At 64.1% G+C, this 24,499-nt stretch carries 29 protein-coding genes; 2 read left to right on the forward strand and 27 right to left on the reverse strand.

From position 1 onward, the window contains the following. Positions 1 to 335: 335 nt before the first annotated feature. The 25 genes from B5E66_RS03285 to B5E66_RS03405 all read right to left on the reverse strand — a co-directional run bounded on the left by B5E66_RS03285 (position 336) and on the right by B5E66_RS03405 (position 20,385). A complete protein-coding gene (locus B5E66_RS03285) occupies positions 336 to 983 on the reverse strand; it encodes a flavin reductase family protein (protein WP_087228618.1) in 648 nt (215 codons plus the stop codon). Next, positions 980 to 1,198: a hypothetical protein gene (locus B5E66_RS03290; protein ID WP_087228620.1), complete on the reverse strand. Its 219-nt coding sequence runs from the start codon at positions 1,196 to 1,198 to the stop codon at positions 980 to 982. The genes B5E66_RS03285 and B5E66_RS03290 overlap by 4 nt, the downstream gene beginning before the upstream one ends. Positions 1,199 to 1,301: 103 nt before the next feature. Continuing rightward, the gene (recN, locus tag B5E66_RS03295) at positions 1,302 to 2,981 is read right to left on the reverse strand and encodes a DNA repair protein RecN (protein WP_087228622.1); all 1,680 of its coding nucleotides are present in this window, start codon (positions 2,979 to 2,981) and stop codon (positions 1,302 to 1,304) included. A gap of 27 nt (positions 2,982 to 3,008) precedes the next feature. Further along, complete coding sequence (locus B5E66_RS03300; protein ID WP_087228624.1) at positions 3,009 to 3,497, reverse strand: arginine repressor; 489 nt, start codon at positions 3,495 to 3,497, stop codon at positions 3,009 to 3,011. Between the two features lie 45 nt (positions 3,498 to 3,542). Continuing rightward, positions 3,543 to 4,394 (reverse strand): NAD(+)/NADH kinase, encoded by an 852-nt coding sequence (locus tag B5E66_RS03305; protein ID WP_087228626.1) that lies wholly within the window; start codon positions 4,392 to 4,394, stop codon positions 3,543 to 3,545. A gap of 28 nt (positions 4,395 to 4,422) precedes the next feature. Beyond that, a complete protein-coding gene (locus tag B5E66_RS03310; RefSeq protein WP_087228628.1) occupies positions 4,423 to 5,226 on the reverse strand; it encodes a TlyA family RNA methyltransferase in 804 nt (267 codons plus the stop codon). Further along, entirely contained in the window at positions 5,223 to 7,106 is a 1,884-nt protein-coding gene (gene dxs / locus B5E66_RS03315; RefSeq protein WP_087228630.1) for a 1-deoxy-D-xylulose-5-phosphate synthase, read from the reverse strand. The genes B5E66_RS03310 and dxs overlap by 4 nt, the downstream gene beginning before the upstream one ends. Before the next feature lie 39 nt (positions 7,107 to 7,145). After that, positions 7,146 to 7,625, reverse strand: coding sequence for a divergent PAP2 family protein (locus B5E66_RS03320; protein ID WP_087228632.1), 480 nt, complete (start codon positions 7,623 to 7,625; stop codon positions 7,146 to 7,148). 37 nt (positions 7,626 to 7,662) lie between these two features. Next, complete coding sequence (locus B5E66_RS03325; RefSeq protein WP_087228634.1) at positions 7,663 to 8,544, reverse strand: polyprenyl synthetase family protein; 882 nt, start codon at positions 8,542 to 8,544, stop codon at positions 7,663 to 7,665. Next, positions 8,541 to 8,792, reverse strand: a complete 252-nt coding sequence (gene xseB, locus B5E66_RS03330) for an exodeoxyribonuclease VII small subunit (RefSeq protein WP_242955904.1) — start codon at positions 8,790 to 8,792, stop codon at positions 8,541 to 8,543. Before xseB ends, B5E66_RS03325 begins: the two co-directional genes overlap by 4 nt. After that, positions 8,770 to 9,990: an exodeoxyribonuclease VII large subunit gene (xseA, locus tag B5E66_RS03335; RefSeq protein WP_087228638.1), complete on the reverse strand. Its 1,221-nt coding sequence runs from the start codon at positions 9,988 to 9,990 to the stop codon at positions 8,770 to 8,772. Before xseA ends, xseB begins: the two co-directional genes overlap by 23 nt. Next, positions 9,978 to 10,916: a glycoprotease gene (locus B5E66_RS03340; protein WP_087228640.1), complete on the reverse strand. Its 939-nt coding sequence runs from the start codon at positions 10,914 to 10,916 to the stop codon at positions 9,978 to 9,980. Before B5E66_RS03340 ends, xseA begins: the two co-directional genes overlap by 13 nt. Next, positions 10,913 to 11,368: a transcription antitermination factor NusB gene (nusB, locus tag B5E66_RS03345; RefSeq protein ID WP_087228642.1), complete on the reverse strand. Its 456-nt coding sequence runs from the start codon at positions 11,366 to 11,368 to the stop codon at positions 10,913 to 10,915. The genes B5E66_RS03340 and nusB overlap by 4 nt, the downstream gene beginning before the upstream one ends. 78 nt (positions 11,369 to 11,446) lie before the next feature. Then, complete coding sequence (locus B5E66_RS03350) at positions 11,447 to 11,827, reverse strand: Asp23/Gls24 family envelope stress response protein (protein WP_087228644.1); 381 nt, start codon at positions 11,825 to 11,827, stop codon at positions 11,447 to 11,449. Between the two features lie 187 nt (positions 11,828 to 12,014). After that, positions 12,015 to 12,644 carry a SpoIIIAH-like family protein gene (locus tag B5E66_RS03355; RefSeq protein ID WP_087228646.1) on the reverse strand — a complete coding sequence of 210 codons (630 nt, stop codon included), beginning with the start codon at positions 12,642 to 12,644 and terminating at the stop codon, positions 12,015 to 12,017. A gap of 45 nt (positions 12,645 to 12,689) precedes the next feature. Next, positions 12,690 to 13,205, reverse strand: a complete 516-nt coding sequence (locus B5E66_RS13540) for a stage III sporulation protein AG (protein WP_275532396.1) — start codon at positions 13,203 to 13,205, stop codon at positions 12,690 to 12,692. Between the two features lie 4 nt (positions 13,206 to 13,209). Beyond that, positions 13,210 to 13,680, reverse strand: a complete 471-nt coding sequence (locus B5E66_RS03365; RefSeq protein WP_087228648.1) for a hypothetical protein — start codon at positions 13,678 to 13,680, stop codon at positions 13,210 to 13,212. Positions 13,681 to 13,683: 3 nt separating this feature from the next. Then, the gene (locus B5E66_RS03370; protein WP_087228650.1) at positions 13,684 to 14,769 is read right to left on the reverse strand and encodes a stage III sporulation protein AE; all 1,086 of its coding nucleotides are present in this window, start codon (positions 14,767 to 14,769) and stop codon (positions 13,684 to 13,686) included. Then, positions 14,751 to 15,134 carry a SpoIIIAC/SpoIIIAD family protein gene (locus tag B5E66_RS03375; RefSeq protein WP_087228652.1) on the reverse strand — a complete coding sequence of 128 codons (384 nt, stop codon included), beginning with the start codon at positions 15,132 to 15,134 and terminating at the stop codon, positions 14,751 to 14,753. Before B5E66_RS03375 ends, B5E66_RS03370 begins: the two co-directional genes overlap by 19 nt. A 12-nt stretch (positions 15,135 to 15,146) precedes the next feature. Next, positions 15,147 to 15,341 carry a stage III sporulation protein AC gene (spoIIIAC, locus tag B5E66_RS03380; RefSeq protein ID WP_087228655.1) on the reverse strand — a complete coding sequence of 65 codons (195 nt, stop codon included), beginning with the start codon at positions 15,339 to 15,341 and terminating at the stop codon, positions 15,147 to 15,149. 23 nt (positions 15,342 to 15,364) lie between these two features. After that, positions 15,365 to 15,850 (reverse strand): hypothetical protein, encoded by a 486-nt coding sequence (locus B5E66_RS03385; RefSeq protein ID WP_087228656.1) that lies wholly within the window; start codon positions 15,848 to 15,850, stop codon positions 15,365 to 15,367. After that, complete coding sequence (locus B5E66_RS03390; protein ID WP_087228658.1) at positions 15,847 to 16,743, reverse strand: ATPase, T2SS/T4P/T4SS family; 897 nt, start codon at positions 16,741 to 16,743, stop codon at positions 15,847 to 15,849. Before B5E66_RS03390 ends, B5E66_RS03385 begins: the two co-directional genes overlap by 4 nt. Before the next feature lie 63 nt (positions 16,744 to 16,806). After that, positions 16,807 to 18,054: a SpoIVB peptidase gene (spoIVB, locus tag B5E66_RS03395; RefSeq protein WP_242958069.1), complete on the reverse strand. Its 1,248-nt coding sequence runs from the start codon at positions 18,052 to 18,054 to the stop codon at positions 16,807 to 16,809. Further along, the gene (locus B5E66_RS03400; protein ID WP_087228660.1) at positions 18,051 to 18,926 is read right to left on the reverse strand and encodes a hypothetical protein; all 876 of its coding nucleotides are present in this window, start codon (positions 18,924 to 18,926) and stop codon (positions 18,051 to 18,053) included. Before B5E66_RS03400 ends, spoIVB begins: the two co-directional genes overlap by 4 nt. A 1-nt stretch (position 18,927) precedes the next feature. Continuing rightward, positions 18,928 to 20,385 (reverse strand): spore germination protein, encoded by a 1,458-nt coding sequence (locus B5E66_RS03405; protein ID WP_087228662.1) that lies wholly within the window; start codon positions 20,383 to 20,385, stop codon positions 18,928 to 18,930. Positions 20,386 to 20,478: 93 nt separating this feature from the next. On the opposite strand from B5E66_RS03405, the gene B5E66_RS03410 reads away from it, so the two are divergent. Beyond that, positions 20,479 to 21,183, forward strand: a complete 705-nt coding sequence (locus B5E66_RS03410) for a DUF421 domain-containing protein (protein ID WP_087228664.1) — start codon at positions 20,479 to 20,481, stop codon at positions 21,181 to 21,183. Continuing rightward, the gene (locus B5E66_RS13145) at positions 21,180 to 21,548 is read left to right on the forward strand and encodes a DUF4363 family protein (RefSeq protein ID WP_087228666.1); all 369 of its coding nucleotides are present in this window, start codon (positions 21,180 to 21,182) and stop codon (positions 21,546 to 21,548) included. The genes B5E66_RS03410 and B5E66_RS13145 overlap by 4 nt, the downstream gene beginning before the upstream one ends. Before the next feature lie 56 nt (positions 21,549 to 21,604). Here B5E66_RS13145 and nrdR read toward each other — a convergent pair whose 3' ends face one another. Together nrdR and secF are read right to left on the reverse strand one after the other, a co-directional pair. Further along, complete coding sequence (gene nrdR, locus B5E66_RS03420) at positions 21,605 to 22,066, reverse strand: transcriptional regulator NrdR (RefSeq protein WP_087228668.1); 462 nt, start codon at positions 22,064 to 22,066, stop codon at positions 21,605 to 21,607. Positions 22,067 to 22,118: 52 nt separating this feature from the next. After that, a complete protein-coding gene (secF, locus tag B5E66_RS03425; protein WP_087228670.1) occupies positions 22,119 to 24,437 on the reverse strand; it encodes a protein translocase subunit SecF in 2,319 nt (772 codons plus the stop codon). Positions 24,438 to 24,499: the final 62 nt, after the last annotated feature.

Consider the following 24,499-nt stretch of genomic DNA (forward strand, 5'->3'; position numbering starts at 1 on the left):
AAAAACACCCTCCGCCAACTTGAATTGGCAGAGGGCGAGAAGATCGCGGTACCACCTCTGTTTGCTGCCCCCTCACGGATGACAGCCTCATAAGTGCGGGCCCCTCAGTGGATGGACCAACACTCTGCGTTTGTAACGCTCGCACGCGGCGGGGCCTACTGGGCGCTGTGCGCCGGTTCAGCCTGCGGCTCCGGGAGGTATTTCACCTGCGGCTCTGCACGCCCCTTTCACCAGCCGGGGCCTCTCTGGGCAGAGCGGTTCAGGGTACTTGGTCCCATCATCGCCTTTACGATTGTCTATTGTACAGGAACAAAAGCGGAATGTCAAGGGGTTTTTCAATCCAGCCGCTCCACCTGCAGGGTGGAAATGCCGGACTGACCGGGCTGCCCGGTGACCAGATCCTGGGGCGCCGGGGTCAGCAGCATAAAACCGTCCGGACCATAGCGCTTTCCATAGCCGCGGGCGTAGTCCTGTTCCATCGAGGCGTGCTGTACCCGCCCGGTCACCATGGCGGTGATGCCGGAGCCGCTCAGGTCCTGCACCTGCTCCAGGGTGCATTCCAGGGTGAGGAAAGCCTCCTCTATGACCGGGGCGTGGATGGTCCTGGCCCGGGCCAGCGCAAAACCGCCGGCGGCAAACTCGTCTGTCTCCTCCTGGTTGTTGTGGATGGTCTGTACCAGGCGGTCGTAGCAGCCGATGGGCAGAAAGTTGACCGCAAAGCACCGCTCCCGCAGGATGTTGGCATAGGTATGGGTGTGCTGGTACAGATTGCCCATCACCGCAAAAAAGGCGGTCTTGTCCCCATGGAAACAGCTCCATGCGTGGAAGCACACATTGGGCTTGCCGTTTGCCTTCCAGGTGGTGACGGCAAACAGCACGGTGGGGATGCCCGCCGTGACCTCGAAGTGGGAAAAGAGCTCGAACTCCTCCGGATACGCCGGTCGGAAGTAAGACGGCAGTTCCTGCCCGATCTCGATCTTCATAAAGCCGCTTCCCCCTCTGCGATCAGGGCCAGCGCACGCTTATACAGCGGGTCCAGCCGGCACCCGCAGCTGCCGCACTCTCTGTCGGCCTGCTGTAAGGCGGCGGTCAGAGCCGCAGGGTCACTCCGGCCTTCCAGCCATGCCTGGGCAGGGACCGCGATCAGCTCCCAGCCGGATGCAGCGAATGTCTCCATGATCTGTCTGAATTCTTCCATAGGTTCCTCATCCTCCTTGGCGCGGGGGTATCTTTCGAGTAAGATAAGGATACCATACGGCTTGCCGGAATACAACCGGAAAGCGCAAAAAAGCATCCGGCGGTCATCCCCGCGCTTCCTGTCCTGCCAGGTCCAGCATTTCCCGGGCATTGGCGCGGGCCAGGTCGGTGACATGGTCGCCCGAGATGAGGTGGGCCAAAGCGTCCACCCGGCCCTCAGTGTCCAGGGGGGTCACCTGCGTATAAGCCCGGTCCCCTTCCACCCGCTTTTGGATCAGCATATGGCAGTCGGCCAGGGCGGCGATCTGGGCGGTATGGGTGATGCAGAGGATCTGGTGGCCGCTGCGGGAACTCTGGCGCAGCACCTCGCCGATCTTCCCGGCCGCCTTGCCCGAAACGCCGCTGTCGATCTCGTCGTAGATGACGGTGGGCACGGCGTCCCTGTCGGCCAGGGCATTCTTGATGGCCAGGGTGATGCGGCTCAGTTCGCCTCCGGATGCGATTTTGGCCAGGGGTTTGGGCGGTTCGCCGGGGTTGGTGGCGATATAAAATTCGATGCTGTCCTGCCCGTGGCTGGCCAGCGGCCCACGGCTGTGCCGCAGGCTGAGCCGGACCCCCGGCATATTCAGGAAATCCAATGTATCCGAGATCTTGCGGTTGAGCTCCTCAAAAGCCTTCAGGCGGGTCTGGGTCAGGGCTTCGGCGGCTTCCCGGGCCAGACCGTACAGCCGCATCTTTTCGGCTTGCAGACGGTCGTGGTGCTCCTGGGAGAACTGGATGCGCTCCAGCTCTTCCCGGGCCTTTTCCCCAAAGGCCAGCACATCTTCCACCGTATCGCCGTATTTCCGCTTGAGCTTGTAGATCAGGTCCAGCCGCTGCTCGATCTCGTCCAGTTCCCCGTCGTTGCTCTCGTAATCCTCCAGGCGGGAAGCCAGGTCGGCCGAGAGATCCTTGGCGGTGTAGTAGAGATCCAGCAGCTGGCCCGCGCTGTCCGCCAGGCCGCTGTCCAGCTGGGCTGCGGCATCGATGGCGTTGGACGCTTCCCCCAGCAGGTCCACTCCGCCGGCGGCCTCGTCCCCGCCCGACAGGGCCGCATAGGCCCGGGCGATCTGTTCCCGGATGGTGGAGGCGTTGGCCAGCACCTTGCGGCGGCTCTCCAGGCTCTCCTCCTCTCCTGCGGTCAGGGCGGCGTCGTCGATCTCGTTCACCTGGTATTGCAGCAGGTCGGTCTTGCGGCGCTTCTCTTCCTCGTCGGTGACCAGGCTGTCCAGTTCCCGCTTGACCCGGATCAGCTCCTTGTAGATCTTGTAATAGGCCTGGTACTCGGACCGGTTCTGGGCATAATCGTCCAGCAGGGCCTGGTGATGGGCCGGGTTGAGCAGCCCCACCGAGTCGTGCTGGCCGTTGATATTGATCAGGCCCCCGCACAGTTCCCGCAGCAGGGCGGCGGTGGCGGGCATCCCGTTGATGCGGCAGCTGCTCTTGCCCTCGGCTGTGATCTCCCGGGTGAGCAAAAGCTCGTCGCAGCGCTCATAGCCCGCCTTTTCCAGGCTGTCCTGGACGGCGGCGGGCACCTGTTCGAAGGCGGCCCGGATGACGGCCTTGGACGCCCCCGACCGGACCAGATCCCGGGAGGTGCGGCTGCCAAGGATGGCGTTGATGGAATCGATCAGGATCGACTTGCCGGCGCCGGTCTCGCCGGTCAGCACGTTCAACCCTTTTTCAAAATGCACTGTGGCCTTCTGGATGACGGCCACATTTTCAATTTGCAGGCTGCTCAGCATTTCAATGCCTCATTTCCGCCGGAGCGGTCATTTATGTGCGATATAGCGTTCCAGCTCGGCGCTGATGTTTTTGGCGTCCCGCTCGGAGCGCACCAGCACCAAAAAGGTATCGTCACCCGAAAGGGAGCCCACCACGTTCTTCCACTGCATCGAGTCGAACACCTGGCAGGCGGCGTTGGCCATGCCGGGGTAGCATTTGACCATCACGATGTGCCCTGCAAAGTCCACGGCCAGCACCGATTCCCGGAAGATGGTCTCAAACCGTTCCTTGACTTTAGGGTCATACCGGTCGCTGTGGCTGGACACATAGCGGTATCCCTCGTCGGTGGCCGCTTTGACCAGACACAGCTCCCGGATGTCCCGGGAAATCGTGGCCTGAGTCACCTCATAGCCCTCGGCGTTCAAAAGGGTCTGCAGCTCTTCCTGACGGCTGATGGGATGCTCACGGATCAGGCGCAGAATGGCTTGCAGCCGTTCGGTGCGGGTCTTGGTATCTTCCTGGGGTTTCCGGCTCATGGAATTGCCGCCTCCTTTTCATTGTGCGCAGGGGTGGATATCGGTTCACCTTCTGCTTCTCAGCTTCTGGTCGATGGCCTGGAACTGGTCTGCCTGGCTGAAGGTGATCAGCTGGATGACCTGGTCGGACAGACGCACCACGGCGGTGGCGCCTGCCAGCAGCGGGTATCCGCTGTCTCCGTCGCAGCTGATGAACACCTCGTCGTCCTGCACCTGCCCCACGCCGATGCTGATCTTGCGCTCCTGCGCAAAGACCATGGGCGGGGTAGCCAGGCTGTGGGGGCAGATGGGGGTGACCACGATGCCCTTGGTCTGGGAATCCAGGATGGGGCCGCCCGCCGCCAGCGAATAGGCGGTGGAGCCGGTGGGGGTTGCCACGATGACCCCGTCCCCCCGGAAATGCTCCACCAGGATATTGTCGCAGTAGACGCTGAAATCGATGGCCTGCTGCAGCCGCCCCTTGGTGACAACAACATCGTTGAGGGCATGGCCCTCCCAGTTGGGGTCGCCCAGCACACGCACATACAGCAGCATCCGGTTGTCCAGGCTGTACTGTCCCCGCGCCACGGCGGCGAGCTTGGTCTCCATCTCGTCCACCTCGCAGGTGGCCAGAAAACCGCAGCGTCCCAGGTTGATGCCCAAAATGGGTTTGTGGTAACTCAACGTCAGATTGGCGACGTGCAGGATGGTGCCGTCACCGCCGATGGAGAGGATCACGTCGGTCTGCTCCAGGCAGGCGTCGAAGGGCAGATACTGCACCCCCGAGAGGTTGCAGTCCTTCTTCATGTTCTGATCCATCAGGACAGACGCCCCGTGGTTGTGCAAAATCTGCACCGCCCGCAGGGATACCTCTGCGGCAGAGCTCTTGCCTGGATTGGGGGCAATGTAGACGGTCATGGTTCCCACACCTCCTGTTCCGGTCATGTCAGCGGTCCAGCGCCTGGTGGCTGGCAGCCACCACGGCCGCCGCAGCCTCCTCCCCCAGTGTGCAGGGTTCCGCGCTCTTTTCCACAAACATCAGGTATTCGATATTTCCTTCCGGCCCTTTGACCGGGCTGAAATCCAGTCCGCGCACCGCAAAGCCGTTGGCGGCCGCATATCCCATGGCGTTGTGCAGCACCTCCCGGTGAGTGGCGGGGTCCCGGACCACGCCGTTTTTGCCCACCTTTTCCCGGCCCGCCTCAAACTGCGGCTTGACCAGGCAGACCCCGACGGCATCGGGGGTGGTCACCGCCCGGGCCACCGGGAAGATATGGTGCAGAGAAATAAAAGAGACGTCCACGCTGAAAAAGGCGATGGCATCTTCCAGCTGCTCAGGGGTGACATTGCGGATGTTGGTGCGCTCCATATTCACCACCCGGGGATCGGTGCGCAGGCTCCAGGCCAGCTGGCCGTACCCCACATCCACCGCATAGACTTTGGCCGCGCCGTTTTGCAGCATACAGTCGGTAAAGCCGCCGGTGGACGCGCCGATGTCCATGCAGACCTTGCCTTTGGGACTGATGGGAAAGACCTGCATGGCTTTTTCCAGCTTGAGGCCGCCCCGGCTGACGTAGCCGATGTCATGGCCCCGCACCTCCACCACGGCGTCCTCTTTGATCATGTCCCCGGCTTTGTCGGCCTTCTGGCCGTTGACAAAGACCACCCCGGCCATGATCATGGCCTTGGCCCGCTCACGGCTCTGGATCAGCCCATTCTGCACCAGGTATTGGTCCAAACGAATTTTCATAACCGTTCCTCTTTCTCTTGCAGGGCTTGCTGCAGGGTTTGGGCCAGGTGTTCCCCGTCCAGGCCCATGATGGCTTTCAGCTCCGGCACGGTGGCGTGGGTCAGCCGGGTATTGTCCACCCCGCAGCAGACCATGGCGCCCTGCCAGCCGAGCTGACACAGGCATGCCGTCAGCTGCTGGCCGATGCCGCCCCGCTCGACGCATTCCTCTGCAAACAAAACAACGTCAAACCGCATCAAATCGTGCAGGAACTCCTCTGTAAAGGGATATATCTTTACAAGCTTGCAGACGCTGCATACGATCTTGCGCTCTGCCAGCAGGCTGGCCGCCGCCAGCACGTCTTCCACCTCGCTGCCGTAGCTGACCAGTACGGCCTTGGCCCCGGCGGGGTCCTGCAGGAAATCGTAGTCCCTGCCGGTGCACCCATAGGCAGCCAGGGCTTTCACCTCTCCGCCCCGGGGGTAACGGATGGCCTGCGGCCCCGTCCTGTCCGGGCGCAGCAGCCGCAGCAGCCAATAGCGCAGTTCGGCATAGTTGGAGGGCGAGTAAGTGGGGATGCCCACCTGGCTCAGAAAGGCGGGATCGTAGATCCCCTGGTGGGTCTCGCCGTCAGCGGGCACCAGGCCCGCCCGGTCGATGGCAAAGACCACCTTGACCTGCAGCAGGCCCACATCGTGGATGATCTGGTCGTAGGCGCGCTGCAAAAAGGTGGAATAGATGGCGGCCACCGGCGTCATGCCCTGGCTGGCCAGGCCGGCCGCAAAGGTGATCTCGTGCTGCTCTGCCATCCCCACGTCAAAAAAGCGGCTGGGAAAGGCCTTGCCAAAGAACTGCAGCCCCGTTCCATATTTCATGGCTGCGGTGATGGCGCAGATCTTGGGATCGGCGGCAGCAGCTTCGCACAGAGCCTTGCCGAAGGCGGTGGAGAAAGACGCCGGCGCCGAGACCTCCGGATCGGGCACATAGCCCGGGCTGGAGGCGGACACACCGTGGTACTCACCGGGGTTTTCCTCGGCGGGAGGGTAACCCTTGCCCTTGGTGGTCACGACGTGCAGAAAGAGGGGCCCTGTGCGGGCGCAGAGATTGCGCAGCGTGCGCTCCAGTGCCTCCTCATTGTGGCCGTCCAGCGGCCCGAAATACTGGAACCCCATATCCTCGAACATGGTGGAGTGGTACATGGCCCGCCGCACCATAGCCTTTGCCTGGCTGAGAAAAGCCCGCAGGGGCGGCCCGATCAGGGGCACCTCGCTGATGGCGTCGCTGAGATGGCGGTTTACCCGGAAATATTCCGGGTCTGCCCGCAGCTGGGTGAGATAGCGGGCGATGGCCCCCACGTTTTTGGAAATGGACATCTTGTTGTCGTTCAGAATAACCATCAGGTTATCGAGGGCGGCGATGTTGTTCATCCCCTCGTAGACCATACCGCCGGTGAAGGCGCCGTCCCCGATGATGGCCACCACCCAGCCCGGCTCCCCCTTGAGCTTTTTGGCCCAGGCCATTCCGATGGCCAAAGAAAGGGCTGTGTTGCCATGCCCCGCAATGAAGGCGTCATGTACGCTCTCCCGGGGGTTGGGGAAACCGGAGATGCCGTCCAGCTGCCGCAGATGGGCAAAGCCCGCCTTGCGGCCGGTGAGCAGCTTGTGGGTATAGCACTGGTGCCCCACGTCGAACACCAGCTTATCCCGGGGAGAATCCAGCACACGGTGCAGGGCCACCGTCAGCTCAACGGTGCCCAGATTGGAGGCCAGATGTCCGCCGGTGTGCAGGACACTGTCCACCAGAAAGCGGCGTATCTCCCCGCACAACTGGATGACCTGCAGTTTGCTCAGTTTTTTGACATCCTCCGGCTCTGCGATCCGATCCAGCAGAGGGGTATCCATCCGAGTGCTCGCCTCCTTACGCGCCATGCTGTCCATAGTTTATGCCAGCACCCCGGACAGCGGATACAAAAAGCCCACAGCCGCGCCTACGATCAGGCCGGCATAGACCTGCAGAGGGGTGTGGCCCACCATTTCTTTCAGGTGCATGGTCTGCAGGAAGGGCGAACGGCTCTCGTTTTCTTCCAGCCACATTTCGATGATGTTGTTCAGCACCTTGGCCTGTTCGCCGGTCTCGTGGCGGACGCCCATGGCATCGTGCATGGTGATGATCGCCACCACGCAGGCGACTGCAAAGAGGGACGAATGCACCCCCTCCAGCCGGCCGGTGGCCACCACCATGGCGCAGACGGTGGCGCTGTGGGCGCTGGGCATACCGCCATCCCCCACCATCCGCTCCAGCTGCAGCTTGCCTGTCAGGATCGAGCTGATCGCAGTCTTGATCAGCTGCGCTGTGAGCCAGCCCAGGATCGAGACGGTCAGGATCTCATTCCATGATAAGATATTCCGGATCATTTCCATCGTCCTTTTCCCTTCTTTCCTGTGTTTTGGCCTGTCCTCAGCTGCGGCGTTCCAGCATGGCCGAAGCCAGCTGCTCCAGAAAAGCAGCCTTGTCCCCAAAGGCGGTGCGCACCGCCTCGCAGGTATCCTGGTTCACCTGCTGGGCCAGCGTCATGGCGCCGTCGGGGCCGTACAGCGTGACAAAGGTCGTCTTGCCGTTGGCCCGGTCGCTGCCGGCAGGCTTGCCCAGCTGCTCCGTGGTAGCGGTGGCGTCCAGCACGTCGTCCACGATCTGGAACATCAGCCCCAGGCCATAGGCGTACTGCTCCAGAGCCTCACGCTGGGCTGCATCGGCGCCGGCCGCCGCAGCGCCCATCTGGACGGCCGCGTTGATCAAAGCGCCGGTCTTGTTCCGGTGGATCTGCAGCAGCTGGCTCTCGGTGGTGTCCAGCACCTCGTACTTCAGATCCAGCTCCTGGCCATAGACCATGCCGCAGCTGCCCGCGCCCCGGCTCAGCGCCTGGACCGCCTGCAGGCAGACCTCCGGCGAAGCGGGGGCCTGGGCCGCCGCCTCAAAGGCTTCGGTCAGCAGCACATCGCCGGCCAGCAGGGCCGCGGCCTCTCCAAAAGCCTTGTGGCAGGAGGGCCGGCCCCGGCGCAGGTCGTCGTCATCCATGCAGGGCAGATCGTCGTGGATCAGGGAGTAGCAGTGCAGCATCTCCACCGCCGCCGCAAACGGTTCGGCCGCAGCGCTGTCTCCCGCCAGCATATCACAGACACTGAGCACAAGCACCGCCCGCATCCGCTTGCCTCCGCCCATCAGGCTGTATCGGGCCGCCTGGCACACCTGCGATTCCGCCGGCAGATACCGCCGGCAGGCCTCCTCCAGAGCCCGCTTGGCCCGGGCCAGGTAAGCGTCATACTGTTGCTGATAGTTCATGCCTGTTCCTCCACGTTCTGTTCCGCATCCTGCCCTCCAGGGGCTGTGTTTGCAGCAGCCATCCGGCCGCTGATCTCGTCGATTTGCAGGGACGTTTTATCCAGGGTCCTGCTGCAATATTCCACCAGGCCGGCCGCTTCGGCATACAGTTTGACCGATTCGGCCAGGGTGGTTTCGTCGCTCTGCATTCTGGCAAGGATGTCCTCAAGGCGGGCCATCCCCTCTTCAAATGTTTTGGGTGCTTTCATCGGTCTCCTCCACTGCCGTCACCAGGCACTGCGCGCGGCGGTGCGCCGCCACCAGCCGGATGGTATCGCCCGGGGCCAGCTGGTCCGCCTGACGGATCTTGCCGTCTGCCCCGGCCACCATGGCATAACCCCGCGCCAGCACCTGATAGGGGCTGAGCGAGGCTGCCAGGGCTGCGGCGTGGCGGAACCGGCGGTCTTTTTCGCTCCAGCTCGCCCGGCTGCCCGCCTGCAGCGCTCCGCAGAGGGCCGAAAGCTGCTCTCTGCCCCGGCGCAGTTTCTGTCGCGGCAGGTCTCCGGCCAGGGCATCCGCATAGGCTTTGCAAGTATTATAGCATAAATCCCGGCGTTTTTGCATATTTCGATGCATATTTTCTTCCAATTCATACAGCCTTGCCCGCAGCACCTGCCGGTCCGGCACGGCCAGTTCGGCGGCAGCCGAAGGGGTGGGGGCCCGCTGGTCGGCCACAAAGTCCAAAATGGTGTAGTCGATCTCATGGCCGATGGCGCTGATCAGGGGCGTTTTGCAGCGGTAGGCCGCCCGGGCGATGGCTTCGGCATTGAAGACCCACAGGTCCTCCCGGCTGCCGCCGCCCCGGGCCACGATGATCTCATCCACCCCGGCTTTGTCCAGCCTGGCAATGGCCGCCGCGATCTCCCCTGCCGCTTCAAAGCCCTGGACATTCACCGGGCACAGCAGCAGCCGCACCGCAGGCCACCGGCGTCCGATGACGTTCTTGATGTCCTGCAGCGCCGCGCCGGTGCGGCTGGTGACCAGCCCAATCCTCTGGGGGAAAGCGGGCAGGGGCTTTTTGTGCTCGGGAGCAAACAGTCCCTCTGCCTGCAATTTGGCCTTGAGCTGTTCCAGGGCCAGCTGGGCCTCTCCCACACCGTCCGGAAACATGGCGTTGACATAGACCTGGAATGCGCCGTCCCGCTCATACAGGGTGACCCGGCAGCGGACCACCACCTGCATCCCGTCCTGGGGGCGGAAGGCCAGCTGGCGGGCGTCCGAGCGGAACATCACCGCCTTGACGCTGCACTGTCCGTCCCGCAGGAAAAAGTAGCAGTGCCCGCTCTTGGCGTTCTGGACAAAGTTTGCGATCTCTCCCCGCAGGGCCACATCGTACAGCAGGTCGTTGTGGTCCAGCAGCGTTTTGACGTACCGGTTCAGGGCGGTCACGGTGATCACTTCAGCCATAGGCCCGCCTCCCGCGCTGCAAGCAGCGACACCCCGATGGCGTTGTCGCTTGCGTATTGTGCCGGCACAAACAGCACCGAGGGCAGGCGCTGCTGCACCCAGTCCCGGATGATATCGCTGCTCATGACGCCGCCGGCGCAGACCACCGGCAGCCCGGGATACTGCTCCAGAGCGGCCCGGGTCATCCGGACCACCGTGTCCGCCACGCAGAGCAGGCAGTATTTGCAGACATAGGCAGGGCTTTTGCCCTGGGCCAGCAGGGCGCCGCACTGGTTCTCCAGCCCCGAGAGACTGCAATCCATCCCCCGGACGCTGGACTTGGGCCGGATCGCATCGGGGCACTGGGCGGCCAGCCGGGACACCTCGGCCCCCGCCGGGAAGGCAAAGCCCAGCTTTACCCCCAGACGGTCCACGGCCTGTCCGGCGTAAAGATCGGTGCTGGTGCCCAGCTGCCGGATCTGGCGCACCTGGTCGCACAGCAGCAGGTCGGTGGTGCCCCCCGAGATGTGGAACAGCAGCACCTGCCGGCGGAACAGCTCCTCCCCTTTGGCCGCAAAAAGAGCCGCCGCCGCATGGCCCTGCTGGTGGGTGGTGCGCACCAGCGGCACTCCCCGGCCCAGAGCAAAGGCCTGCCCGGCGCCAACACCCGCCAGAAAGCAGGGCATATAACTGCCCTCCACCGGGCGCGGCTTTTCGGATACGCCCACCGCGTCGATCAAAGTCAGGTCGAATTCGGTCCCCAGTTCGGCCAGCATAGCGGGCAGGGCCGCGGTATGGTGAAAGAGCGCGTCGCTCTGACGCAGGCCCAGCTGCCCTTCCTTCACCGGCAAAAAACGCTTTTTTGCGCAAATGACCTCCCCGGCTGTGGCAAAGACAGCCAGAGAGGTCGCATAGTTGCTGGTATCAATGCCCAGTGTATAGCTCACGGCTGTACAGGCTCCTCCTGCGCGCCGGCCTCGTCCTCTGTAAGGCCCGACTCCCGGGCGATGCTGCCCAGCAGGCCATTGACGAACTGGTAATCCTCATCTGCGCCGTATTTTTTTGCCAGCTCCACCGCCTCGTTGATGGCGACGCTGGGCTTGTGCTCGGCACCGTACAGCATCTCGGCGATGGCCAGACGCAGCACCGTGATGGTCACACGGGGGATGCGCTCCATGGTCCAGCCCCGCAGATGGGCGCGGATCAGGTCGTCCACCTCCGCCGAATGTTCGTAGTAATCCCGCAGAAGGCAGGCGCCAAAGGCGTCCACCGGGCGCTCCTCATCATTTTCACGGTTGGCCTCCAGGGCGTCCTCCAGGGGCAGTTCGCCAAACGTCTGGGAAAAGGCCAGCAGGAACGCATTTTCACGGGCCTGGCGGCGGGACATCTGATTTTCCATAGTATTCCTCTCACAACAATCAAATTCCCCTCTGCAGGCACACCTGCAGAGAGGTCGTTTTTCTTTATGATCTTTCGGTCACTCCGCGGCCGGATCGGACGGCTCGGCAGCCAGGCCCGCAATGATCAGATTGACCCGGCTGACGGTGACGCGGGTCATATTCTGGACCGCGTTCTTCACATTCTTCTGCACCTTTTCGGCCATGACCGGAATGCAGGTGCCGAAGCGGACCACCAGGTTCAGGGTGATATCCGCCGTGCCTTCCCGCATCTCCACCGTGACCGGCGACTGAATGTTGACCATCTCCAGCAGCTCTTTGGCTTTTTTGCTCTGCTGCCTGCCGCAGGAGACTTCGGCCACACCCTCGATCTCAAGCGCCGCACAGCGCGCGATCTTTGCGATGACCTCTGTGGAGATCTGAAGGCTCCCGCCCATAAGATCCATATTCTGCATATCCATTCTACGGTCCTCCGTTCATTCCGGCACGATTTGGATGCCGTTGCTCTGGTCCTGCCGCCTCCGCTATGCTGCGCAGGGCGGACAGCTTTTTTGCAGTTTTACACCCGGCTCGGGCTGCCGCGCTTTGGGGCCGGATCACTGCTTGTGCAATTATTATACCATCCTTTTTGCATTTTCACAACACCTTTTACTTGACTTCCACCACAGTGATATTCTGGGCAGTCACATTGCTTTTACTCATCACGATGTCACGGATCTGAGCCACCTGGGCGGCGGTCAGCGCCTCCCCCGAGGTCATCACGGTCAGATCCGCCCGGCCCGACTGCAAAAAGCACAGACAGTCGGCAAAGCCTTTGGCTTTGATCAGGGTCTCGATCTCGTTTTCTGCGTTGATGTCCTCCAGATTGGCGGTCATCTGGGCCGTGTAATCCGCCTTTTCCTGTTCGGACAGGGAGGAATCCTTCAGGGTTTTCTGGATGGTGTCCAGCGCCTCGTCGTGGGCTTTTTCCCGTTTGAGCCTGGCCTCGTCGAAGAACTGGCTGCCGGTGTCGTTGGCCACGCTGACCAGCTGGGCTTCGCCATAGTTTTTGCTCACCGAAGAAGCCGCTTCCGCCTCGGTGGGCAGCGCGTCGGTGATCCGGGCCTTGCCGGACGGCTCAGAGGACGCGGACTGGGAAGCGGCGGAGGCGGCAGTCTCCACCGACAAAGCGTCCAGGTCTGTTTGGGCGTACTGCCAGTTCAGATAGCAGGCCACCGCCAGGGCGGCAGCCAGGGTGACAGCGGTGGCACGGCGGGTATTTTTGGCGATGTTTCTCATAGAACGGTCCCTCCCTTAAGTAGTCGATGATGGATGGGGCGGCGGTCAGCTTTGGCGCTGCTCCACGCAGATGCGGTTGGCGGGCACGTCGAGCAGCGCCGATACCAGCGCTGTGATCCGCGCTTCCACCCCCACGTCCCCGCCCCCTTCGCACAGGACGGCCACCCCGCAGACGGTGGGCAGGTAGGTAGTCTCCTCCAGTGCGGAGCCATCCTCCAGAAGGACGTGGGTCTGCTGGCTCTGGCCGCTGCCTGTCTGAGTGTCCAGCGCATAGATCCTCTCCTCTCCGCTTTCCAGCGTGATCATTACGGTGGTCCGGCCGGCTCCCTCCATCTGGCCGATCAGCTCTGCCAGGCGGGTCTCCAGCCGGGCCTGGTATGCCTCGGCATCCGGAGTGGCCGCATCCTGCTGCGAAGAAGCCTGCCGGGGTGCGGCGGGCCACAGTTCGCTGCACAGGATCAGCAGCATGGCCGCCGTGCCCAGCAGCACCGCCAGGGAGGCGGCCCGGGGCTTTTCCCTCTGGCCCTTCAGCCAGGCTGCCAGGCGTTCCTGCCAAGCCATGGTCTCATCCTCCTTCCGGCGTTTCGCTCCACTGGATCTCCTCTGCCCCGATGCCCAGGGCATTGCAGAGCAGCCGCTGGGCCGCCGCCCTGCCCTGGGGCGGGCATCCCGTCACCTGCACCCACGCGGCCCGGACCCCGGCGTCGGAGGGCTCGAGACGGACCTGCACCGTCACGTCCAGGCCTTCCTGTCCGGCCAGCTGCCGGGCCAGGTCTTCGGACAGGTCCCGTTCGGCCTGCCGGAGGATGGCCTCCTCCGCCGTGCCGTAGGAGGAAGCGGTCACCTGGGGCAGGACCAGATCGGCCGCCCCGGCCCGGATGCCGGGCAGGGCATGAAAAAGGGCTACTAAGATATATAACCCCGCCGCCGCTTTTATGCACTGGCGGCCCCGCACATCCCCCAGCAGCCGTCCCACCAGTTCGGCGCAGATGCAGGCGGTGCAGAATACGGCCACCGCCGTCTTGAGCTGCTGCATCCTTCATCCGCCTCCCATCGCAAACAGCAGGGCTGTGCCCAGGACCGCCATTCCAAAGACCAGCGCCGTGGCCGCCGCCAGGCCCTGCACCGCTTCCCGCAGGCAGTTGAACAGGGCGGCGCACCGGCTGATCCCTGCCGCGCTGCACAGCAGCTCACAGCCAAACAGCAGCGCCGCATGGACCAGCAGGATCATGTACAGGGGCAGGAACTCGGCGGCCAGCACAGCGATGGCGCCAAAGCCCAGCCCGCTTTTCAGCAGCTGCATCCCGCTGAGCACCGTGCCGGCTGCATCGCTGAGGCTCTGCCCGATGATGGGCACCGTACCGGTGAGCAGCTGGCCCAGCTGCTGGCTGGTGCGGTCCAGCTGGACGGTAAAGACTCGCTGCAGCCCCAGCAGAGCCCCAAATGCCCGGCCGGCCCAGCCCAGTCCCTTGCGGAACAGCTGTCCCACGCTGCGGCAGGCTGTGGCCAGAGCGGCCTCGGTGCTGATGCAGCAGGCGGTGCTGAGAGCAAGGTAGCAATGGAGCAGCGGCGGCACCCAGCTGCAAAGAAGCTGGGCCAGCAGGCACAGCCCCGTAAGGAACAGCCCGCCGGCGGCAGCCGCCGCGGTGGGTTCGCCGCCGGCGATCAGGACCCCTTCGTACACGGGGATGAAGCCCAGCAGAAACATCCGCCACCCCTCCAGCTTTTCGCATACCGTTTGAGCCAGAGCGGCCAGGGCGGTCCAGCACAGCAGGGCGCTGCCCCCTGCCGCCGCCAAGTCCAGCAGGTCGGCCCGGCCCTCCTGGGCAAAAAAGGAGAGCAGCAGCACCACCAGCAAAAACAGCAGCACCTGGGCATAGCCCGCCACCGAATCCCGCATGGTTTGGGCCAGGTCCCCCGGCAGGATATCCCGGATGGCCCGCCATGGGTCCTCCACAAAATCCTCCAGGGTGACGGGGGCACTGTCCAGATAGGGCTGCCAGCTTTCCTGGCCGGGCAGGGCCTGCTGGTCAGCGGCAAGCGCGGCGGCCCGGGGCGCAGCCAGGCCCAGCAGCAGGACCGCCGCCGCTGTCAGCGCCGTGCGCTTCAACCAGTCCATTCCCATATCATTTTGCAGACCTCCTCCAACAGGGGCCAGAGCGCGGCCAACGTCAGCACCCGCCCCGCAAAAGCCGTGCACCAGGCCAGGGCCTCGGCCTCGGCTTCCTTGCATACGGCGCAGGCATAATCGGTCAGCAGCAGCACCCCGGCGCACCGCAGCAGGCTGGTAAAGGCCACGCCGTCCACCCGGCCTGCCAGGGCGGTCAGGCCGGCGGCCATCCCCTGCAGGACAGCGGTCAGCCGGGCCAAGATGGCCAGCCCTGCCGCCAGCGACAACAGCAGGGCAAAGGCCGGGGCGGACCGGTGCAGCAGGCCGTACAATAGGGCCGCCGCTGCCGCCAGCCCCAGCGTGGGCAGCAGCGCTTCCATCAGCGTCACCGCCTAGAGGGCAAACAGGGATTTGATGGTCACAAACAGGTCGCTGATCTGCTGCACCAGCATGGACAAGACCACCACCAGCCCTGCCAAGGTGGTCATCATGGCCTGATCCTCCCGGCCCGAGCGGATCAGCAGCTGGTTGAGCACTGCCACGATGATCCCGATGGCTGCGATTTTGAAAACGAGATCGATCTCCAAAGCCCTGTCATCTCCTTTGCCTTTTATAGCACCAGCAGCCCCAGTATGGCGCCGGCCGCCAGGCCCAGCCGCCGGTCCATGCTGGCGGAAAGCCGCTCCTCCTCCCTGGCCTTTTCCAGAAACACACCGAACCGCCGCAGGTAATAATCCAGCTGGGCGCAGGCCCGTCCGGCGTCGGTGCGGCCCAGCTGGCCGAAGCAGACCGCAAAGCAGGCGGCTTCCTCCAAGCTCAGGTCGGCGGGGGGCTGCATCCCGGCAAAGCACTCTGCTTTTTTCATCGCCCGGCCCAGGCTGTCCCCGGGGCTGTACTCGGCTGCCAGGGTGCGGTACAGCTGTCCCAGGTCCGTGCGCCGGTAGGCGATCTCCTGCCGCAGCCTGGTCAGCAGGGCAATGGTCTGTTCCAGGGTGCGGCGGCGCCGGGCCAGCTTCTGGCGGCGGGCGTCCCCCGCGCAAAAGCCACAGACGGCCAGCAGGGCGGCGGCAGCCCAGCGCAATGCTGCGGCGCTCATAACAAGTGCACCCCGCTGATCCGGCCGGGGTCCTGCCGGCCGGCCAACACCACCACGGCCCGCAGCATCTTCTGCTGCATCATGTATGCCACCTGGGGACGGCGCATCGCCTCCTCCAGGCTGGCGGCGTGGAGGCTCGCAATGCAGTCCGCCCCGCCAAAGAACCCCTGCTCAAGCCCCCGCACCTCCTCCATGCCGCCCAGCTCGTCCAGTACCACCACCTGGGGGGCCAGGGTCCGCAGGGCCATCTGCAGAGCCTTTTCTTTGGGCAGCCCGGCGATCCGATCCAGGGGCGGCTGCTGTCCGGCCAGCCCCTGGGGCCACAGTTCCTCCCTCTGGTCGATGACGGCCACCGCCCGGCCCAACCCGGCCAGAAAGGCCGCCATGGCGCGCAGCAGGGTGGTCTTGCCGCTGTCGGGTTCCCCGGCCACCAGAAGCCCGGTGAAATGCCCGGCCAGCAGGGTTTCCAGCCGGGGCGGCAGGACCGCCTTTTTGGACCGGGCAATCCGCAGATCCAGGGAATACACCTCCTGCAGCATCACCCCTTCTTCCGGGTGGTCCAGGTAACGCCCGCCCACTCCCACCCGGTGCCCGCCGGGCAGGGTGAGATAGCCCTGGGCCAGCTCCGCCTGGTGGGTGTGCACCGACTTGCCGCAGAGGGTATAAAGGGCTTCCTCCAGCTGATCCCGGGTGGGCCGCAATCGGGCCAGCTCTTCCGGGCAGCCGGGCAGCTGTCCGGCCGGGCAAAGCCGTCCCGAAAGGTTCATCCAGACCGGACACTCTGCCCGCAGCCGCACTTCATGCACCTGCTGTGCAGTCCGGGGTCCCACCCGGGCCAGCGGCCCGCTCAAAAAGGGCGGCAGCGCCTGCACCGCCTGCTGATACTCGTCCATCTCTGTCCACCTCCTTGGCCCGGTCGCCCGGGGTTACAACACTATATGGCCCGGCCTGTCCCTTTAGAACCGCGCAGGCGCCGGTTCTTCTTCCAGGCTCTCGGCCTGGGCCAGCATGGTCTCGGCAAAGATGGCATACCCACGGGTGGGATCGTTGACCAGCACATGGGTCACCGCCCCCGCCAGCCTGCCGTTCTGAAGGATGGGACTGCCGCTCATCCCCTGGACGATGCCCCCAGTCTGTCCCAGCAGGTCAGGGTCTGTGACATGGATGACCATATTGCGGATCTCCTCCGCGTCGGACACCTTCTCGATCTCCACGTCGTACAGCTGCGGGGTCTGGCCCAGGATGGTGGTCAGGATCTGGGCCGGGCCCGCCGTCACCTCCTGGGCAAAGGCCACTTCCATCCGGGTGCCGGAGAAGCTGGTCCGGGTCTGCCCGTAGACGCCGTTCTCCCCGTTGATCGCAATGGTGCCCACGGCGTGGCTGCCGATGAACTTACCCTTCAGCTCGCCGGGGCTGCCGGCGGTGCCCACGGCACAGCCCACGATCTCACAGGGAACGATCTCCCCGCTGCGCAGCGCAATGCTCTGGCCGGTGTCCCCGTCGCTGATGGAGTGGCCCAGACCCGCAAAGACCCCCTTTTCCTCGTCGATGAAGGTCAGGGTCCCCACCCCCGCAGAGGAATCCCGCACCCACATGCCCGCCCGCCATTCCCCGGCGGCGGCATCCCAGCAGGGGGTGAGCCGGGCCTCGCGCTGTTCCCCGTCCCGGACGTACACCACCCGCACCGGCTGTCCCGCGGCGGCAGCCAGGGCGGCTTTTACGGCGTCGTTGCCCTCGGTGGGGGTATCACCGATGCAGATCACACGGTCGCCCAGGCGCAGTCCCGCGGCTTTGGCCGGGTTGACCGGGGCGCCGGCGTCGTCGGTGAGGTCGGTAAAGCCCACGATCAGCGCTCCCTCCGAGAACATCTTGACCCCGAAGGGAGTGCCGCAGACGGTGACGCTCTGCCGCGGGGTGACCACGGCCTGCACCCGCTTGACGGGAAATATGCCGCCGATCGAGAGGGTGGCCTGGTAGCTGCCCACCGTCCGGGTGCTGACCACGTTCCGCGCTCCGCCGCTGCCCAGAGGCTGGATATAGGAAAACCGCGGCAGAGCCAGCGTCTGGCCCGGTTCCAGCAGGATATGGTCGGGCAGGCTGCTGTACAGCCAGCCCAAGGCGGCCGTCAGGGCCACCAGCAGATAAGAAATGCCCAACCGGCCCAGCGGGCAGGTACGGGCTTTTTTACGGCCTGTTCTTCTCACGTTGACGCTCCCTTGTTTTGGTTTTGGGCGGAAGCCGGGTCTTTCTGTCCGGTGTTGCGCTGCCAGAGGGTGCGCAGCACAAAGGCCAGCATACACAGCCGCCACAGCGCCGCCGTCAGCCACACCAGCAGGAACAAGGCATCCAGGCGTGAAAAATAGCCCAGCGACCAGGCCCGCAGCAGCTCGATGCCGGTGTAGCCGGACCCTGCCATCCGCCCCAGCACCAGCTGCAGCACAAAGGCGTAGCCGGCCTGGGCCAGATAGCTCCAAAGGGGCAGCCAGGCGCCGCGCCGCCTTTCCTGCCCGGTGCACAGCAAAGGCAGGGCAAAATATTCCGGGTAAAGGGCTGCCGGCGGCCACCTGTCTGCCAGCAGCGGAGCGGGGCTGTCCGCAAGCAGGCGCGGCCAGCTCATCTGGTCCCACAGCCCCGCCAGACAGACCAGAACTCCGGCAGCCAGCAGCCACCAGAGCGCCCGGGCCGCGCGGTCCAGGGCGGCTGCGTTCAGCTGCCAGGAGGCCAGCAGCAGCAAGGGCAGCACCGCGATCAGCGCGTTGGAGGCAAAGTGTTCCCGGCAGACGGTCTGGGCTGTGACGGCCATGCGGACGAATTCCGCCCCGAACCAGAGAAAAAAGCCCCAGCCCGCCAGACGGGGCAAAAAGCCCGACCCATCGAACAGGCCGGTCTTTTGGGCCCAAAGCGCAAACATCCGGCAGAGCACTGCCAGCGCCAGGGCGCTCAGAAGCCCCAGCAGCAGGACGCTGCGTGCGCTGTAAGCTCCTGCTTTGCCATAAAAGCTGCCGGCCAGAGTGGCCGTGACCATTCCCAGCCCCAGCGCCGGCAGAGAAAAGCCCCTGTCTTTTTCCTGCTGCATCTCATTCCCTCCTCTGCCAGATATTGAAGGTCCTGCGGGACATCTTGCGGTAATCCCGCCGGATGACGCCGTCGTCGGCCAGGGGCCTGTGGGGGAAGGGATAGGGGGCCAGGTAGGGCACCCCCAAAGCCGACACACCCGACAGGCTGAACAGGAACACCAGAAAGACCGCCGCCAGCCCCACCGGCCCGGCCAGCCCGGCCGCTACCACCACCAGAAGCCGCAGCAGGGTGGCGGGCTCGTAGAGGGAGGGGGTGATGAACACCGCCACCGAGGTGATGCAGGCAGTGAGGATGACAGGAGTGCTCATGAGGCCGGCGGCGATGGCCGCATCCCCGATGATGAGCGCCGCCACCAAACTGACCGAATGGCCCAGGGACTGCGGCATCCGCAGCCCCGCCTCCCGGATGATCTCCAGCATCAGGATGACCATGACCATCTCGGCAAAGAGGGGCAGAGGCGTCCCTTTTTCGGCGGCGGTGATCTTGTACAGCAGCTGGGGCGGGATGAGCTCCGGCAGGTACACCGCCAGGCAGACAAAGACGCCCGGCAGAAAGATGGTCAGATAGAAGGCGGCATATTTCATCACCCGCAGAAAGGAGGAGAAAAAGGCCGTGGTGCCGTAGTCATCCAGGCATTCAAAATTCTCGGCAAACAGGGCGGGCAGCACCATGGCAGAGGGACTGCCGTTGACCAGGACGACGATCTTGCCCTCACAGAGTTTGGCGGCCGCCACGGCGGGGCGCTCGGTATAGCTGACGGGTGTGAAAAAGCGGTATTTGACCGGCAGCAGCCAGGGCACGAAATAGCTGGAATCCAGCAGCATCTCGGGCTTGGCCTGGCGCAGCACCCGGCGTACCTGCTCCACCATCCGCTCATCCGCCTTGCCGCGCTGGTAGCACAGGGCGTATTCGGTCTTCATGGAGGTATCGGCCTGGGCCACCTCCATCACCAGCCCGTCGGTGCGGAACAGCCGGCGCAGCAGACTGAGGTTGACCCGCAGCAGATCGGAAAAGCCTTCCCGGCTCCCCCGCAGGTTGCCCTCCCCTGCCGGTTCCCCGATGGTGCGGAACTTGAGGCTCTGGACCGAAAAGGCCACCCCCTGTCCCCAGCCGTCCAGCAGCACCACCGCAAAGCCCGCCGTCAGCAGGGTGACGGCGTCCTCCACCGTCTGTACCGGGCTGCTCTGGGCGGGCAGGTCGGAGTGGTGCATCAGATGGTCGTACACCTGGCGGCCTGCGGCGGGCGAGTCCTCGAAATCGGTAAACTGGTCCTCCCGGTTGACTGCGTCCAGCACCATCGTCCACAAGGTGGACAGGCTGGCCATGTTGTCGAACAGCAAAATGGCGGCCTGACAGCCGCAAATGCAGATCTGCTTTGCATAATAATCCGCCGAAGGGCCAAACATGGTATCGAAGGCCGCCAGGTTTTCCTTGAGATTGGCTGAAAGCTGCTGCATCTCGCACCGCCATCCTTTCTGCTGCTTGCAAGGGCAGTATGCCCGAAAGGCGGCGGATTCATACCCTGCGCCCTGAAAGGAGGCTACCACGCCTTGAAACTGCTGATCTTCCGCACCATACTGATCTATCTCTGTGTCCTGTTCGCCATGCGGCTGATGGGCAAGCGGCAGCTGGGGGAACTCCAGCCCGAGGAGCTGGTCTCCACCATGCTGATCTCCAATCTGGCGTCCATCTCCATCGAGTCGGAGGAGGTGCCCATCACGGCCAGCCTGATCCCCCTGTTCCTGATCGCGGGACTGGAGCTGCTGGGATCGGCCCTCAGCTTCCACAGCCAGCGCTTTTCCAACCTGGTGGCGGGACGGCCCAAAACCGTCATCCTGAACGGGCAGATCGACCAGCAGGCCCTGCGGATGCTCCGTCTGACCGCCGCCGACCTGCTGGAGGCGCTGCGGGGCAAGGACGTCTACGACCCCCGTGACGTAGCCTATGCCGTCATCGAGACCAATGGCAGCCTGTCGGTGGCACGCAAGCCGGACAAGGAGACTCCCACCCTGGCCGACCTGGGGCTGGCGGTCCGGCAGCAAAAGGCTACCCTTCCCTTTGTGGTGGACGGGCAGGTACTGACCGACAACCTCACCGCCTGCGGCAAGAACGCCGCCTGGCTGGAACAGACGGCCGCAGCCCACCGTCTGCCGGTGGACCAGATCCTGGTGCTGTTGGGCAACGACACCCAGGACTATTTCCTGCTGAAAAAAGAAAGCCGTCCCGGGGACGGCGGAAAGGGGGCGGCCGGATGAAGCGGATCTGGGTCTGTCTTGCCCTGATGGCGGGAATCCTGCTGCTGACCGGATACAGCACCCGCCGGGTGCGCCTGTTTGCGGACCAGCTCTCCTTCCAGCTGGAGACAGCCGCCGAGGCCCTGCACCAGGACGACGTCCCCGCGGCCCGGCAGGCCATCCGGCAGGGCGCCCGGCTGTGCGGGCAGATGCGGCGGGAAAGCGTGCTCTATCTGCGCACCGGGGACTTCATCGAATTGGAAGCCAGCCTGCAGGCTGCCGGCAGCCATCTGGACGAAGGGGCCCAGGAGGAGGCTTTGGGGGAGCTGGGGCGGGCCTCGGTCCAGGTGGAGAACATCGACTGGCTGACCCGGCGGTGGCTTTAAAGCAAAAAAGGCCGGCGGAGGAGATACGCTCTCCCCTGCCGGCCTTTTGGATGCGGTCAGGAATTGTGGTCCTTCATCAGTTTTTCCAGTTCGGTGAAAAAGCTCTCCACGTCTGCGAAACGGCGGTAGACCGATGCAAAGCGCACATAGGCGACCTCGTCGATCTTTTTCAGCTCCTGCATGGCCAGCTCACCGATCTGCACGCTGCTGACCTCCCGGTCGTAGCCGCTGAGCAGGGCCTGCTCGATGTTGTTCACCGCCGTCTCGAGCTGTTCGTAGCTGACAGGACGCTGGGCGCAGGAGCGCAGCATCCCGTTCAGGACCTTCTGGCGGTCGAACGGTTCCCGCGAGTTGTTCTTTTTGATCACCATAAGGGGCAGCGTCTCCACGGCCTCGTAGGTGGTAAAGCGCTTGTGACAGGCCAGGCACTCCCGGCGGCGGCGGATCCGCTCTCCGTCTTCGGTGGGGCGGGAATCGATGACCTTGGATTCTTCTCCGCCGCAGTAAGGGCATTTCATAGGGTGTCCTCCGTACTCAAATCATGGGTGGCGGGCCGGCCTGCGGCGGCGCTCACTTCTTCTGCTTTTCCTTCCGGCCGTTCCAGCAGACCCAGGCGGAAGTGGACACGCACAAAGAGGTGTACACGCCGCTGACCATGCCCATCATCAGGGGGAACGCGAAGGTAAAGATGCTTTCCAGGCCATACAGCACCGAAACCACACACATGACAGCCAGGGCCGCCACGGTGGTGACGCTGGTCATCAGGGTGCGCTTGAGGGACTGGTTCAGGGACTGGTTGACCAGATCGCCAAAGGGGGCCTTTTTGCCCAGCAGCTTGCGGTTCTCACGGATGCGGTCGTAGATGACCACCGTGTCGTTGACCGAGTAGCCCAGGATGGTGAGCAGGGCCGCGATGAAGTTGCCGTCCAGCGGAGCGCGCAGCACCACAAAGGTACCGAAAATCACCATCAGGTCGTTGACCAGGGCCAGGATGGCCATGGCGCCGCCGGTCAGGCCGCCGATGTTCTTGAAGCGGAAAGCGATGTAGATCAGGATCAGCGCCAGGGCAAAGACCACCGCCACCAGGCTCTTCTGCAAAAAGCGCGTGCCCATGGCCGGGCTGACGTTGCTCAGGGACAGCTGGGCGAACTGGTTATCGGGGCAGCTGGCCGCCAGGCTGTCCAGCAGGGCCGACACCTGGTCGGTGGTGACCGTCTCGCTGCCCGGCAGGGAGATCTTGAGGGTTGCCTCGCCGGTGGCCACGTTCTCGCCGGTCTGCAGGGTCAGGTTGGTGTTGTCCAGAGCCTGCTCGGCCGCCTGCTCCACCAAGCCAAGGTCTGCCTGGCCCTGGTAGCTCAGGGTGATCATGGCGCCGCCGGTGAACTCGGTATCCATCTGGACCCCCAGCACCACCGCGCACAGGACGATGGCCGCCATCAGGCAGGAGGAGAAGGTCAGGAAAGCCTTCCGCTTGCCCACAAAGTCGATCTGCCGGGGCTCCTTCTTCTCCCGATCCGCGCCGTAGAGCCAGGGGTTCTGCAGAGCCTTGATGGCCGAAGCGCCCCAGATCATCACGCGGGTGCCAAAGACACCGAACACAAAGTTGAGCAGAACGCCGGTGAGCAGGGTGTAGCCGAAGGCGTAGATGGTACCCGCGGTGGATGCGCCAAAGGGGAAGAACACAAAATTCAGCAGGCGGGCAAAGATGCCGTCGGTGGGACCGAAAGCGCCCATCAGGACCACGGCTACAATGACGATGGTCACATTGCCGTCGATGACGGGGGTCAGGCCCCGGGCAAAGCCGGACTTCAGCGCGCCGGGCAGGGATTTGCCGTTGCGCAGCTCCTCCTTGATGCGCTCGGCGGTGATGACGTTGGCGTCAACGCCCATGCCGATGGCCAGGATGATGCCCGCGATGCCGGGCAAAGTCAGGGTAAAGCTGTTGAACACCGGGAAATAACCCGAGACGAACGCCAGAGTGGCGGCCACCTGGCCCAGCAGGCCCACGCAGGCCAGCACGCCGGGCAGACGGTACATCACCGTCATGATGGCAAAGACCACGATGAAGGCGATGATGCCGGCGAACACCATGGCTTCCAGGCTGTTCTCGCCCAGGGTGGGGCTGATGGTGGAATAGCTGTCCACCGTCAGGGCAAAGGGCAGTGCGCCCGAATTGATCTGGCGGGCCAGGGTGACCACATCGTCCCGGGTGAAGCCGGAGCCTGTGATGACCGCCTGCCCGTCGGTGATGGCCGAGTTGACGGTGGCCACGCTGATGTTCTGGTCGTCCAGCCAGATGCTGATGGTGCCGCCCTCCTGATACAGGCGGGTGGTGGCATCCCCAAAGGCCTGGGCGCCTTCGCTGTCAAATTCCAGCACTACAAAGTATTCAGACGCGCCGCCGTCGGTCACCGGGCCGTACTGGGCGGTGGCGTTTTCCACGCTGGAGCCGTCCAGGATCAGCGCGCCGTCGGCGCTGCTCCCCTCCCGGAAGGTCAGGTATGCGGTGGTGCCGATCTCCTGGATGGCAGCCTCGGGGTCAAAGGCGGTCTCGTCCGACTGCCAGGGGAACTCCAGGATCAGGCTGTCCTGGTTGTAGTCTGCATACAGCTCATAGTCGGTGATGTTCAGGGCCACCAGGCGGTTCTCGATGACCGACTGGGCTGCGTCCAGCTGCTCGTCGGTGGCATCGAAGTCCCCCGACGGCAGGAAGGTCACATTGACGCCGCCCTTGATGTCCACGCCAAAGCGGATATCCCGGACGCCCTTGATGTAGGTGGTGGTCACGTCACCGTATTTGGCCGAAACGCCGAAGAAGGCGGTGAACGCGAACGCCAGGATCAACAGCACCGCAGCGATGAGATGCCATGCTCTGCCTTTTGTCTTCATAAATTCTCGGAAACCTCCCAATTTATTCTTTCCGCCTGCCGGTTCCAATGACAGGCCAAAAG

Origin of the sequence: Faecalibacterium sp. An121, from assembly GCF_002160915.1 — a bacterium.
Lineage (GTDB): Bacteria > Bacillota > Clostridia > Oscillospirales > Ruminococcaceae > Faecalibacterium > Faecalibacterium avium.

Excerpts from the sequence above, each read along its gene's own strand:
- B5E66_RS03285 (WP_087228618.1), bottom strand. The coding sequence starts at position 983 with ATGAAGATCGAGATCGGGCAGGAACTGCCGTCTTACTTCCGACCGGCG.
- B5E66_RS03290 (WP_087228620.1), bottom strand. The coding sequence starts at position 1,198 with ATGGAAGAATTCAGACAGATCATGGAGACATTCGCTGCATCCGGCTGG.
- recN (WP_087228622.1), bottom strand. The coding sequence starts at position 2,981 with ATGCTGAGCAGCCTGCAAATTGAAAATGTGGCCGTCATCCAGAAGGCC.
- B5E66_RS03300 (WP_087228624.1), bottom strand. The coding sequence starts at position 3,497 with ATGAGCCGGAAACCCCAGGAAGATACCAAGACCCGCACCGAACGGCTG.
- B5E66_RS03305 (WP_087228626.1), bottom strand. The coding sequence starts at position 4,394 with ATGACCGTCTACATTGCCCCCAATCCAGGCAAGAGCTCTGCCGCAGAG.
- B5E66_RS03310 (WP_087228628.1), bottom strand. The coding sequence starts at position 5,226 with ATGAAAATTCGTTTGGACCAATACCTGGTGCAGAATGGGCTGATCCAG.
- dxs (WP_087228630.1), bottom strand. The coding sequence starts at position 7,106 with ATGGATACCCCTCTGCTGGATCGGATCGCAGAGCCGGAGGATGTCAAA.
- B5E66_RS03320 (WP_087228632.1), bottom strand. The coding sequence starts at position 7,625 with ATGGAAATGATCCGGAATATCTTATCATGGAATGAGATCCTGACCGTC.
- B5E66_RS03325 (WP_087228634.1), bottom strand. The coding sequence starts at position 8,544 with ATGAACTATCAGCAACAGTATGACGCTTACCTGGCCCGGGCCAAGCGG.
- xseB (WP_242955904.1), bottom strand. The coding sequence starts at position 8,792 with ATGAAAGCACCCAAAACATTTGAAGAGGGGATGGCCCGCCTTGAGGAC.
- xseA (WP_087228638.1), bottom strand. The coding sequence starts at position 9,990 with ATGGCTGAAGTGATCACCGTGACCGCCCTGAACCGGTACGTCAAAACG.
- nusB (WP_087228642.1), bottom strand. The coding sequence starts at position 11,368 with ATGGAAAATCAGATGTCCCGCCGCCAGGCCCGTGAAAATGCGTTCCTG.
- B5E66_RS03350 (WP_087228644.1), bottom strand. The coding sequence starts at position 11,827 with ATGGATATGCAGAATATGGATCTTATGGGCGGGAGCCTTCAGATCTCC.
- B5E66_RS03355 (WP_087228646.1), bottom strand. The coding sequence starts at position 12,644 with ATGAGAAACATCGCCAAAAATACCCGCCGTGCCACCGCTGTCACCCTG.
- B5E66_RS13540 (WP_275532396.1), bottom strand. The coding sequence starts at position 13,205 with ATGGCTTGGCAGGAACGCCTGGCAGCCTGGCTGAAGGGCCAGAGGGAA.
- B5E66_RS03365 (WP_087228648.1), bottom strand. The coding sequence starts at position 13,680 with ATGCAGCAGCTCAAGACGGCGGTGGCCGTATTCTGCACCGCCTGCATC.
- B5E66_RS03370 (WP_087228650.1), bottom strand. The coding sequence starts at position 14,769 with ATGGGAATGGACTGGTTGAAGCGCACGGCGCTGACAGCGGCGGCGGTC.
- B5E66_RS03375 (WP_087228652.1), bottom strand. The coding sequence starts at position 15,134 with ATGGAAGCGCTGCTGCCCACGCTGGGGCTGGCGGCAGCGGCGGCCCTA.
- B5E66_RS03385 (WP_087228656.1), bottom strand. The coding sequence starts at position 15,850 with ATGAGCGCCGCAGCATTGCGCTGGGCTGCCGCCGCCCTGCTGGCCGTC.
- B5E66_RS03390 (WP_087228658.1), bottom strand. The coding sequence starts at position 16,743 with ATGGACGAGTATCAGCAGGCGGTGCAGGCGCTGCCGCCCTTTTTGAGC.
- B5E66_RS03400 (WP_087228660.1), bottom strand. The coding sequence starts at position 18,926 with ATGCAGCAGGAAAAAGACAGGGGCTTTTCTCTGCCGGCGCTGGGGCTG.
- B5E66_RS03405 (WP_087228662.1), bottom strand. The coding sequence starts at position 20,385 with ATGCAGCAGCTTTCAGCCAATCTCAAGGAAAACCTGGCGGCCTTCGAT.
- B5E66_RS13145 (WP_087228666.1), top strand. The coding sequence starts at position 21,180 with ATGAAGCGGATCTGGGTCTGTCTTGCCCTGATGGCGGGAATCCTGCTG.
- nrdR (WP_087228668.1), bottom strand. The coding sequence starts at position 22,066 with ATGAAATGCCCTTACTGCGGCGGAGAAGAATCCAAGGTCATCGATTCC.
- secF (WP_087228670.1), bottom strand. The coding sequence starts at position 24,437 with ATGAAGACAAAAGGCAGAGCATGGCATCTCATCGCTGCGGTGCTGTTG.